Origin of the sequence: Flavobacterium sp., from assembly GCF_031381455.1 — a bacterium.
GTDB lineage: Bacteria > Bacteroidota > Bacteroidia > Flavobacteriales > Flavobacteriaceae > Flavobacterium.
Genome location: NZ_JANMXZ010000037.1, coordinates 1 through 11719, shown reverse-complemented (window position 1 = coordinate 11719; position 11719 = coordinate 1). Strand labels below are relative to the sequence as shown.

At 35.3% G+C, this 11719-nt stretch carries 9 protein-coding genes and 1 pseudogene; 7 read left to right on the top strand and 3 right to left on the bottom strand.

Annotated elements, in window-relative coordinates:
- The first annotated feature begins 19 nt into the window (after positions 1-19).
- The 4 genes from ilvB to ilvA all read left to right on the top strand — a co-directional run bounded on the left by ilvB (position 20) and on the right by ilvA (position 5175).
- Positions 20-1768 carry a biosynthetic-type acetolactate synthase large subunit gene (gene ilvB, locus RMN97_RS08510; protein WP_309614094.1) on the top strand — a complete coding sequence of 583 codons (1749 nt, stop codon included), beginning with the start codon at positions 20-22 and terminating at the stop codon, positions 1766-1768.
- Between the two features lie 10 nt (positions 1769-1778).
- Complete coding sequence (ilvN, locus tag RMN97_RS08505) at positions 1779-2366, top strand: acetolactate synthase small subunit (protein ID WP_309614093.1); 588 nt, start codon at positions 1779-1781, stop codon at positions 2364-2366.
- A 67-nt stretch (positions 2367-2433) separates the two neighbouring features.
- Complete coding sequence (gene ilvC / locus RMN97_RS08500; RefSeq protein WP_309614092.1) at positions 2434-3909, top strand: ketol-acid reductoisomerase; 1476 nt, start codon at positions 2434-2436, stop codon at positions 3907-3909.
- Positions 3910-3930: 21 nt separating this feature from the next.
- A complete protein-coding gene (gene ilvA, locus RMN97_RS08495; protein ID WP_309614091.1) occupies positions 3931-5175 on the top strand; it encodes a threonine ammonia-lyase IlvA in 1245 nt (414 codons plus the stop codon).
- 92 nt (positions 5176-5267) lie between these two features.
- Here ilvA and RMN97_RS08490 read toward each other — a convergent pair whose 3' ends face one another.
- The gene (locus RMN97_RS08490) at positions 5268-5783 is read right to left on the bottom strand and encodes a DUF2892 domain-containing protein (RefSeq protein ID WP_309614090.1); all 516 of its coding nucleotides are present in this window, start codon (positions 5781-5783) and stop codon (positions 5268-5270) included.
- A gap of 156 nt (positions 5784-5939) precedes the next feature.
- On the opposite strand from RMN97_RS08490, the gene rpmH reads away from it, so the two are divergent.
- The 3 genes from rpmH to RMN97_RS08475 all read left to right on the top strand — a co-directional run bounded on the left by rpmH (position 5940) and on the right by RMN97_RS08475 (position 10079).
- Positions 5940-6101: a 50S ribosomal protein L34 gene (rpmH, locus tag RMN97_RS08485; RefSeq protein WP_008464848.1), complete on the top strand. Its 162-nt coding sequence runs from the start codon at positions 5940-5942 to the stop codon at positions 6099-6101.
- 276 nt (positions 6102-6377) lie between these two features.
- A complete protein-coding gene (carB, locus tag RMN97_RS08480) occupies positions 6378-9230 on the top strand; it encodes a carbamoyl-phosphate synthase large subunit (protein ID WP_309614089.1) in 2853 nt (950 codons plus the stop codon).
- Between the two features lie 78 nt (positions 9231-9308).
- Positions 9309-10079 carry a hypothetical protein gene (locus RMN97_RS08475; RefSeq protein WP_309614088.1) on the top strand — a complete coding sequence of 257 codons (771 nt, stop codon included), beginning with the start codon at positions 9309-9311 and terminating at the stop codon, positions 10077-10079.
- A 47-nt stretch (positions 10080-10126) separates the two neighbouring features.
- On the opposite strand, the gene RMN97_RS08470 is transcribed toward RMN97_RS08475, so the two are convergent.
- Positions 10127-10528: a DUF2721 domain-containing protein gene (locus RMN97_RS08470; protein WP_309614087.1), complete on the bottom strand. Its 402-nt coding sequence runs from the start codon at positions 10526-10528 to the stop codon at positions 10127-10129.
- Between the two features lie 512 nt (positions 10529-11040).
- Positions 11041-11719 (bottom strand): annotated as a pseudogene (locus RMN97_RS08465) (molecular chaperone HtpG); the annotation flags it as partial.

Genomic DNA, 11719 nt, shown 5'->3' with positions numbered 1-11719 from the left:
GGTATAAAAAAATAAAACTATGAAAACATTAGAATTAGATAAAATCGAAAAAGCAGGAAGACAACCTATTTCTACCACAGGAAGTTTGGCAGTAATTGATGCTTTATTATCTGAAAGTGTAACTACTATTTTTGGTTATCCTGGAGGAGCAATCATGCCAATTTATGATGCTCTTTTTGACTTTAAAGAAAAGCTAAATCACATTTTGGTTCGTCACGAGCAAGGTGCCATTCATGCAGCACAAGGTTATGCAAGAGTTAGCGGAAAAACGGGTGTTGTATTTGCGACAAGCGGTCCAGGAGCAACAAACTTGGTTACAGGTTTGGCAGATGCTTTGATAGATTCCACTCCGTTGGTTTGTATTACAGGTCAAGTTTTTGCTCATTTATTGGGAACTGATGCCTTTCAGGAAACAGATATAATTAACATTACTACTCCAATTACAAAATGGAATTATCAAATTACGGATGCTAATGAAATTCCTGAAGTACTTGCTAAAGCATTCTACATTGCGAAAAGTGGTCGTCCGGGTCCAGTTTTAATAGACATCACGAAGAATGCACAATTGCAATTATTCGATTATATTGGCTACAGATCATGTATTCATGTTAGAAGTTATAGACCAAATCCTATTGTGAGACCTGAATATATTGAAAAAGCGGCAAAATTAATCAATGAGGCTAAAAAACCATTTGTAGTATTTGGTCAAGGAATCATTTTAGGAAATGCTGAAAAAGAGTTTCAAAGTTTTATTGAAAAGGGAAATTTACCTGCAGCTTGGACAATTATGGGAATGAGTGCAATTCCAACGGATCATCCGTTAGGGGTTGGAATGTTGGGCATGCACGGCAATTATGGGCCTAATTTTTTAACCAATGAATGTGATGTTTTAATTGCAATCGGAATGCGATTTGATGATCGTGTTACTGGGAGATTAGATAAATATGCCAAACAAGCAAAAATCATTCACTTAGATATTGATCCAGCAGAAATTGATAAAAATGTCCAAACTACAGTTTCTATTTGGGGCGATTGCAAAGAAACTTTGCCTTTGCTTACTACTTTAATTGAAAATAAACCTCGCCCAGAATGGTTTCAAGAATTTGAAATCAAAAGAGAAAAAGAAACCACAACCTTAATAGAAAAAGAACTAAATCCAACCGAAGGTGGTTTAACAATGGGTGAAGTGATAAATGTGCTTAATGAACTAACCAATGGTGATGCCGTAATCGTAACTGATGTTGGTCAGCATCAAATGGTGGCATGTCGTTATACAAAACAAAATAAAACCCGAAGTAATATTACAAGCGGTGGTTTAGGAACGATGGGATATGCACTACCAGCTGCAATTGGAGCAAAACTTGGAGCACCGGAACGTCAAGTAATAGCCATTATGGGTGATGGAGGAGCACAAATGAACCTACAGGAATTGGGAACAATAATGCAGTTTCAACCAAACGTAAAAATCTTAATTCTGAATAATAGCTATCTTGGAATGGTACGCCAATGGCAAGAACTATTTCATGAAAAACGCTATTCGTTTACCGATATTCAAAGTCCGAATTTTGTACAAGTGGCGAAAGCCTACAATATTGATGGAAAACAAATTTCGAAACGGGAAGAACTTCGAGAAGGCTTGAAAGAAATGTTAGATAACCCGAGTTCGTTTCTTTTAGAAGTTGCCGTACTTCATGAAGACAATGTTTTTCCAATGGTTCCGCAAGGAAAAGGTGTTGCCGAAATCGTTTTGAGCAAAGAAGAAATTTAAAAATTGTATTATGAAACAGGAATTCACATTAACCGTTTACACCGAGAATCAGGTTGGGTTGCTCAATAAAATAGCCATTATTTTTTCAAGAAGGAAAATAAGTTTGGACAGTTTTAATTCTTCTCCAAGCGAAATTGAAAACATCTACCGATTTACAATTGTAATCAGAGAAACAGAGGCCATAGTTAAAAACATTGTTCGTCAATTGGAAAAAAATGTTGAAGTTTTCAAAGTTTTTTACAATACCAATGATGAAATTATTTGGCAACAAATAGCACTTTATAAAGTTCCAACCTCAGTTATAATGAAAGACGTGAAAGTAGAGCGTTTGCTTAGAGAATTTGGAGCAAGAGCTGTAGTTATTCGGGATGATTATACCGTTTTTGAAACTACAGGTCAAGACGATGAAGTGGATAATTTATTAACCGAATTGTCAAAATACAGTTTGATAGAATTTGTAAAAAGCTCTCGAATTGCCATTATAAAATCAAGTGAAGGTGTTCACAAAAAAGTTTTGGATATGGAGAAAAATGATCCAACCAAGAAACCAATAAACAACGAATTCTTAAATCATAAGAGTATGATTTTCGAAATGTAAATTTTCAATGGCAATATCAATTGCAAAATACGATATCAATATAAGCAAAAATTTAAAAAAAAATACAATGTCAAATTATTTCAATTCACTTCCTCATCGTTTAAAAGTTCAGGAATTAGGAAAATGTGATTTTATGCAAAGCAGCGAATTTGCAGATGGAGTTTCAAAATTAAATGGTAAAAAAATAGTCATAATTGGTTGTGGTGCTCAAGGTTTGGCTCAAGGCCAAAATCTTCGCGATAGTGGACTTCACGTTGCTTATGCCTTGCGTCAAGAAGCTATTGACAACAAAAGAGCTTCGTTTGTCAATGCTACCGAAAACGGATTTGAAGTGGGAACTTTTGAAGAAATTATTCCAACTGCCGATTTGGTTTCCAATTTAGCGCCAGATAAACAACACACTCCGGTAATCAATAAAATTGTGCCTTTGATGAAGCATGGTGCCTGTTTATCCTATTCACATGGATTTAATATTGTGGAAGAAGGAACGCAAATCCGTAAAGACTTAACCGTTATTATGATTGCTCCAAAATCGCCTGCATCAGAAGTTCGTGCCGAATATTTACGCGGTTTTGGTGTACCAACGTTAATTGCGGTGCATTCAGATAACGATCCAAATGGTGATGGTTTGGAAATCGCAAAAGCCTATTGCGTTGGAACTGGCGGACACAAAGCAGGTGTTTTATTATCGTCGTTTGTGGCTGAAGTAAAATCGGATTTGATGGGAGAACAAACCATTCTTTGTGGCTTGCTGCAAACGGGTTCGATTTTGAGTTTTAACAAAATGATAGAAAAAGGAATTGATGCTTCCTATGCTTCTAAACTGGTTCAATACGGTTGGGAAGTAATTACTGAAGCATTGAAAATAGGTGGAATTACCAACATGATGGACCGACTTTCAAATCCGGCAAAAGTCGAAGCTTTTAAATTGGCAGACGAATTGAAAACCATTATGACTCCTTTGTTTAAAAAACATATGGACGATATTTTGTCTGGTGAATTTTCAAAAACTATGATGGAAGATTGGGCAAATGGCGATAAAAATCTATTAACTTGGAGAGAAGCAACAGGCGAAACTCATTTCGAGAAAACAGCTGCCGGAACAATGGAAATTTCGGAACAGGAATATTTTGATAATGCCACTTTGATGGTCGCTTTTGTAAAATCGGGAGTTGAATTGGCTTATGAAACCATGACTTCTGCCGGAATTAAAAATGAATCGGCCTATTATGAATCATTGCACGAAGCACCGCTTATTGCGAATACAATTGCCAGAAAAAAATTATTTGAAATGAACCGAGTGATATCGGATACTGCTGAATATGGTTGCTATTTATTTGATCACGCCTGCAAACCGCTTTTAGCTGATTTTATGAAAAAAGTCGACACCAATTTAATTGGAAAAAGCTATAACACTAATAATGCTGTAACTGATAATTTCGAATTGGTGAAAATTAATGCAGCGATTAGAAATCATTCCATTGAAATTTGTGGAGCCGAACTTCGTAACGCTATGACCGCAATGAAAAAAATTGTAGAATAAGAAATCCAAATAGGAGATAACATGAATTTATTTCAAGAAATAGCACAAGCAAAAAATCAGTTGAATGGAGTAGTTCAAGTTACGCCATTGACTGAAAACCTAAATTTATCAGAGGAATTTGAGGCAAAAATTCTTTTCAAAAGAGAAGATTTGCAAGTGGTTCGTTCCTATAAAATACGCGGTGCTTATAACAAAATGAGTTCACTTTCAGATGCAGAAAAAAACGCGGGTATTGTATGTGCCAGTGCCGGGAATCATGCGCAAGGCGTTGCTTATTCTTGTCATCTTCTTCAAATAAACGGCATCATTTATATGCCAAAAACTACTCCGAAACAAAAAATAAAACAAGTGCAATTATTTGGCAAATCGTATGTAGAAATCGTCTTAACGGGAAATACTTTTGATGATGCTTATGCTAAAGGGATAAAAAATGCTAACGAAAACCATAAAGTTTTTATTCATCCATTTGATGATATCAAAGTTATAGCCGGTCAAGGAACCGTTGGTCTGGAAATTTTAGAAGCATCAAAAAATCCTATTGATTATGTTTTCGTTCCCATTGGCGGAGGCGGTTTAGCTGCTGGACTTTCAACCGTTTTTGCTGAGTTAAGTCCCAAAACTAAAATTATTGGCGTCGAACCATCAGGTGCACCAGCCATGAAAACTTCTATTGCAAACGGCGAAAATACGTATTTAGAAACTATCGATAAATTTGTTGATGGCGCTGCTGTAAAACAGGTTGGGCATTTAAACTTTGAAATTTGCAAAGAACACCTAGATGATATTATTTTGGTTCCTGAGGGAAAAGTGTGTACAACTATTTTGCGATTATATAACGAAGAAGCTATGGTTGTTGAACCCGCGGGAGCACTTTCAATCGCGGCATTAGATTTTTATAAAGAACAAATAAAAGGTAAAAATGTAGTTTGTATCGTTAGCGGAAGCAATAATGACATCGAAAGAACAGAAGAAATAAAAGAGCGTTCCCTTTTATACGAAGGATTAAAACATTATTTTATGATTCAATTTCCACAGCGTCCTGGAGCATTGAAAGAATTTGTAAATAAAATATTGAACAAAGAAGACGACATTACTTTTTTCCAATTTACTAAAAAAAATAATAGAGAAATAGCACCCGCTTTAGTTGGTTTAGAACTCAAAAATAAAGAAGATATCGATGCTATAAAATTAAGAATGAAAGAGCATGGATTTGAATACCGCTATTTAAACGAAAAAGAAGATCTATACGCGCAACTGATTGGTTAAGTCATAAAAAAACGACCTGTCTCGTTTTTTGGAACGAGACAGGTCGTTTTTTATTTAGCATATTACTGCCAACTGCTACTGCAGACTGAATACTAAATCTTCTTCATCTGCTCTTTCATCATCTTAATCTGATCATTCAACATGTTTTGTTTGTCAAGCTTTTTTGCTTCGTTTAACAATGCTGTGGCTTCCATTTTGCGTCTTCTCGACATCGCAATTCCGGCTAAGTTTAACTTGGCAACAGCCAAATCCATATCCATACTCAAACCCAATTCAATTGCTTTTTTAAAGAATTTCTCCGATTGATGCAAATTCGTTTGCGACATCATCAATCCGTGAAGATAATTGTAATAGCCTTGTTGCTTTCTAACCAAAGCTGTTTCAGGGGTTTTGATTTTATCTAGCCATACTTTCGCACCTGCAAAGTCTTGTTTTCTCAATTTTAAAAAGGCCAAAAGAATAAATTCGTTTTTGTAATAAAGAAAAATAGGAATGGTCGTCAATAGGATTAGAAAAATCCCGTTTCCGATATTTCCTTCAGTGAATTGCCAAACGGCTGTTGCCACTAATAAAGCCGCTATAATTAATTTGATAAATCTGTGAAACATATGTTATATATTTTGTGGTTGCAAATGTAATAAAATCAAATGAAAATATTTTTATAAAACTACTTGCCAGAAAAAAAAAGGTTTGTATATTTGCACTCGGTTTTAAAGAGCCGTATTACCATAGAAATTAATACAAGATTTTAAAGATACACTGTAATGAGCAAAAGAACGTTTCAACCATCGAAAAGAAAGAGAAGAAATAAACACGGATTTATGGACAGAATGGCTTCTGCAAATGGAAGAAAAGTCCTTGCGCGTCGTAGAGCAAAAGGAAGACATAAATTGACTGTATCTTCTGAACCAAGACACAAAAAATAATGATTAGTAATTAATCAATATCAAGCCGTTACTTTTATTAGTAACGGCTTTTTTTTAGGTCATTGCGAGGAACGAAGCAAACATGTTTATAAATAATGATAATTTTTAGGAGCTATTTCCCGCTTTCCACTGCAATCTTTTTATTTTTATGCTTCGACATTCCGAAGTTTCGGGACAGCATCAAAAATAAAAAGGATTTCCGTTACAATCGGGGCTAGAGACCAGCATAAATAATAACAACAACTACAAACTAAAAACAATAAACTACAAACTAAAATGCCCAAAGACAACTCCATTAAATCGGTTTTAATCATAGGTTCAGGTCCAATCGTAATTGGTCAGGCATGCGAATTTGATTATGCCGGTTCACAATCCGCGCGTTCCATCCGCGAAGAAGGAATTGAAGTAATCCTAATCAATTCCAATCCGGCTACGATTATGACCGATCCCAGTATGGCGGATCACGTTTACTTATTGCCACTTACAACCAAATCCATAATTCAGATTTTAAAAGAACATCCACAGATTGATGCAGTTCTTCCAACAATGGGCGGACAAACAGCTTTGAACCTTTGTCTTGAAGCAGATGAAAAAGGAATCTGGGAAGACTTTGGTGTGCGATTAATTGGGGTTGATGTAAATGCAATTAACGTTACTGAAGACAGAGAACAATTTAAACAATTATTAGCAAGAATAAATGTACCTACAGCACCAGCCAAAATCGCAACTTCTTTCTTGCAAGGAAAAGAGATTGCACAGGAATTTGGTTTTCCATTGGTAATTCGACCTTCGTTTACGCTTGGTGGAACCGGAGCAGCTTTTGTACACAGCAAAGAAGAATTTGACGAAAAACTAACCTACGGATTAGAAATGTCACCAATACATGAAGTACTTATTGATAAGGCTTTGCTTGGTTGGAAAGAATATGAATTAGAATTACTTCGAGATAAAAACGACAATGTTGTCATCATTTGCTCCATCGAAAATATGGATCCAATGGGAATCCATACCGGAGATTCGATTACGGTTGCACCAGCAATGACTTTATCCGATACTACTTTTCAAAGAATGCGGGATTACGCTATTCTGATGATGCGTTCTATCGGGAATTTTGCTGGAGGCTGTAACGTACAGTTTGCTGTTTCACCAGATGAAAAGGAAGATATCGTTGCGATTGAAATCAACCCAAGAGTTTCCCGTTCCTCTGCATTGGCGTCTAAAGCAACGGGTTATCCAATTGCAAAAGTCGCTTCTAAACTGGCTTTAGGATATCACTTAGATGAATTGCCAAATCAAATCACCAAATCAACATCAGCCTTATTTGAACCAACTTTGGACTATGTGATTGTAAAAATCCCGCGTTGGAACTTTGACAAATTTGAAGGAGCAGACAGAACGTTAGGATTGCAGATGAAATCAGTAGGGGAAGTAATGGGAATCGGGCGTTCGTTTCAGGAAGCCTTACACAAAGCGACACAATCACTAGAAATAAAACGCAACGGATTAGGAGCTGACGGAAAAGGATACAAGAACTACGAGCAAATCATCGAGAAACTAACATTTGCCAGTTGGGACAGAGTATTCGTGATTTATGATGCGATTGCAATGGGAATTCCGTTAAGCAGAATCCACGAAATCACTAAGATTGATATGTGGTTTTTGAAACAATATGAAGAATTATATACGATAGAAAAAGAAATTTCAAAATATAACGTTACCAGTCTTCCAAAGGAATTATTACTCGAAGCGAAACAAAAAGGCTATGGCGACCGTCAAATTGCCCACATGCTAAAATGTTTGGAAAGCCAAGTTTATAAATTGCGTGACGATATGAATGTCAAGCGTGTTTACAAACTGGTAGACACTTGTGCGGCGGAATTTAAAGCGTTAACACCCTATTATTATTCGACATTCGAAGCTGAAATTGAAACCGCAACAGGAGAACGTTATGTTCACAATGAAAGCATCGTTACCGATAAAAAGAAGGTGGTTGTTTTAGGTTCAGGACCAAACAGAATAGGGCAGGGAATTGAGTTTGATTACTCTTGCGTTCACGGCGTTTTGGCAGCCAAGGAATGTGGTTACGAAACTATTATGATTAACTGCAACCCGGAGACGGTTTCCACTGATTTTGACACGGCAGATAAATTATACTTTGAGCCTGTTTTTTGGGAACACATTTATGATATCATTCGACATGAAAAACCCGAAGGTGTAATCGTTCAGCTTGGTGGACAAACCGCTTTGAAATTAGCTGAGAAATTATCAAAATACGATATTAAGATACTTGGAACTTCATTCGACGCGCTAGATTTAGCAGAAGACAGAGGAAGATTCTCGGAATTACTGACTGAATTAAAAATTCCGTTTCCACAATTTGGAATTGCGGAGAATGCTGACCAAGCTTCAGCATTGGCAGATGTTCTAGACTTTCCGTTATTAGTTCGTCCGTCCTACGTTTTGGGTGGACAAGGCATGAAGATTGTCATCAACAAGCAGGAATTGGAAGAACATGTTATTGATTTACTGAAAAATATTCCCGGAAATAAATTGCTGTTAGACCATTATTTAGATGGAGCGATAGAAGCGGAAGCCGATGCGATTTGTGATGGTGAAAATATCTACATCATCGGAATCATGGAACATATCGAGCCTTGCGGAATCCATTCGGGCGATAGTAATGCGACTTTGCCACCGTTTAATTTGGGTGAATTTGTGATGCAGCAAATTAAAGATCATACTAAGAAAATAGCGCTAGCATTAAGAACTGTTGGGTTAATCAATATTCAGTTTGCTATAAAAGACGATACAGTTTATATTATTGAAGCCAATCCTAGAGCTTCGAGAACGGTGCCTTTTATTGCAAAAGCCTATGGCGAACCTTATGTAAATTATGCCACGAAAGTGATGCTGGGTAAAAACAAAGTAACCGATTTTACATTTAACCCAAAATTAAAAGGTTTCGCAATAAAGCAACCTGTTTTTTCGTTTAGCAAATTTAAAGATGTGAACAAAGCACTTGGTCCGGAGATGAAATCAACAGGTGAAAGCATTTTGTTTATTGATGATTTAAAGGATGATCAATTTTACGAATTGTATTCGAGAAGAAAAATGTATTTAAGCAAATAGTCTTTCAATAAAAATAATAAGGAAATATATTATTTTTAAAGTTTATTCTTTAAACTTGCACTCTAAAAAATAAATAAAATGAAAAAGTTATTTTGCCTTCTTGGATTCTGTGCTTTAGTTCTAACTTCTTGCTCTACAAGTGAAAGTGCATCTACTACAGATGAAAATGAGGTTTTGGTTATGAGAACAATAGAAACATATGCAAATGATGGTTCAACGTATACCACAAACTTCACTTATAACGGAAAAAAATTGGTGCGAGCTACTGATTTAGAGGGTTATGAGAAATTTACATATACAGGCGATTTAGTTACCTTAATCGAGTATTTCGATGCTGCTAACACACTATTGCAAACAGAAACATACACCTATAATAGCGCCGGATTGCTGACATCGAGCCTTTCTTTAGATTTTGATTTCAATAACGGAATTAGAGAGACCTATGTTTATAACACCGACGCAACAGTTTCGGTCACTGGCTTTCAAGGCGACTTAACAAGTCAAACCAATTTAGTGCGCACCGGAGTCATTACTTTTGCTAATGGAGATGTTAGTACCTACGAAAATACAATTGAAAGTTTTGGTGAGACTTCTACCACTACTTATGTGTACGATGTAAAGAATAATCCGTTCAAAAATATAATTGGATTTGACAAGTTAAAATTTGTAAATAGTGAAAGCATTCGAGGTACTCGTAACGTTTTGACCCAAAGTTATTCTTCGCCTTCATTGACTTATGTTTTCAGTTCAAGTTATACCTACAATGGACTTAACTTTCCTACGCTTGAGACGACAATAGAAGATGGCAGTCCAAGCGAGACTGAAACAACCCAATATTTTTACAACTAAAGGAATTTATATGTTGTAATGTGACTGTTTCCAATTTTCGTTACAGTTTATTGTGTTTTCTCATCAATTAAATCACTAAGATGAAGTCGTAGTGCAGTAACTGATATACTAATTTCCCAAAAAGATATTCCGAGTGAAATCAGTAATGTCAACAAGCTTGCGCCAAATAAATAAATACCCATAGTTTGTTGCTCTAAAAAAAGTGATAGCATTGCAAACACAGAAAGAAACAAACATAGCACACCAAAAAGTTGCATATAGCGAATAAGCGAAAGTCTCAGATTTAGGTTTTTGATTTGCAGCAAAATACTTTTCGTATGTACTTCATCGTAATGTTTTTTTAGACTGCGTATGATTTGGGCAATGGTTAAAAAACGATTAGTATAGGCCAACAATATCAATGATGTTGCTGAGAAGAGTAAGGCCGGAGTTTCGATGTGAAGTGTCATTATTAATCATTTTTTATCAATTAACTAAACTTTGTATATATGCAAGTAGTCTTGATATAATTCCACTTTTTTCATATTTTAAGTTGTCTAGTTTTGTAGCACTTTCAAATGCCCAAAAAGTAGAAATAAGGAATGCTATAAAACATAAAATAACAAAGATGGTAAGGATGATAACGTCAAGATTTTCCATGTTATTTTTTTAGTTTTAAGTTAAAGAAAATTAAGAGTCCGATAATTGTTGGCGGCCATAAACCAATAAATATAGCTCTTTCGTGATTTTTTAAAATCACATAGTAATATTCAGAAATAAATATTAACAGAATTACTATTAATAAAATAAATAATTCTGATTTTTTAAACTTGTCAAACATGTTTTTTTAATTAAAATGTTAATAATTTATAAATATAATAAAATAATTCTTTTGTTTAATAAATAATTTAAAAAAGTAAACAAAAAAGCCTGCAAGTTGGTACTTGCAGGCTTTAACTATTGCCGTTTGGCTAATGCCTAATTACATAATAACTTCAAAACTCCTTTTTACAAAAGCAGTAAGTTCTTCGCCTTTCAATAATCCTTGCGATATTTTAGCTAAATCCAAGGCTTGTTTTACCAAGCTTTCCTGTGCCGTTTTGTCTTCCGTATTAAGAATGGTGTTTGCTAGTTCTGAATTGGTGTTTACGGTAACATTGTACATTTCCGGGAAATTCCCCATTCCAAACATTCCGCCACCGCCAGACTGACTCATTTCTTTCATTCGTCGCATGAACTCTGGTTGTGTGATGATAAATGGTGCTGCATTGCTATCCAAAGGTTCTAATTGAACCGAATAGTTGGCTTTAGGTACAATTTCTTCCAAAACTGTTTTAAGTTTAGTTGAATCCTCTTCCGAAAGTTTAGAAATTTGAGTTTCTTCTTTTTGAATTAATTTATCAATATGGTCTGAGTCAACACGAGTAAAAGTAACATTCTCATTATCACTTTCTAATTTTTGAATTAAATGCGATACAATTGGCGAATCCAATAATAAAACTTGGTATCCTTTTTCTTTTGCAATTTCAATATAACTGTGTTGTGTTTCTTTATTAGAAGCATACAAAACAACTAGTTTTCCGTTTTTGTCCGTTTGATTTTCCTTGATGGCTTCTTTCAATTCGTCGTGGGTGATGTTGAGTTTATTTAAAATTTTAAAA

Bases quoted from the DNA above. Each gene is read 5' to 3' on its own strand.
- ilvA (WP_309614091.1), top strand. From the start codon at position 3,931: ATGAATTTATTTCAAGAAATAGCACAAGCAAAAAATCAGTTGAATGGA.
- ilvN (WP_309614093.1), top strand. From the start codon at position 1,779: ATGAAACAGGAATTCACATTAACCGTTTACACCGAGAATCAGGTTGGG.
- ilvC (WP_309614092.1), top strand. From the start codon at position 2,434: ATGTCAAATTATTTCAATTCACTTCCTCATCGTTTAAAAGTTCAGGAA.
- ilvB (WP_309614094.1), top strand. From the start codon at position 20: ATGAAAACATTAGAATTAGATAAAATCGAAAAAGCAGGAAGACAACCT.
- RMN97_RS08490 (WP_309614090.1), bottom strand. From the start codon at position 5,783: ATGTTTCACAGATTTATCAAATTAATTATAGCGGCTTTATTAGTGGCA.
- RMN97_RS08475 (WP_309614088.1), top strand. From the start codon at position 9,309: ATGAAAAAGTTATTTTGCCTTCTTGGATTCTGTGCTTTAGTTCTAACT.
- carB (WP_309614089.1), top strand. From the start codon at position 6,378: ATGCCCAAAGACAACTCCATTAAATCGGTTTTAATCATAGGTTCAGGT.
- RMN97_RS08470 (WP_309614087.1), bottom strand. From the start codon at position 10,528: ATGACACTTCACATCGAAACTCCGGCCTTACTCTTCTCAGCAACATCA.
- rpmH (WP_008464848.1), top strand. From the start codon at position 5,940: ATGAGCAAAAGAACGTTTCAACCATCGAAAAGAAAGAGAAGAAATAAA.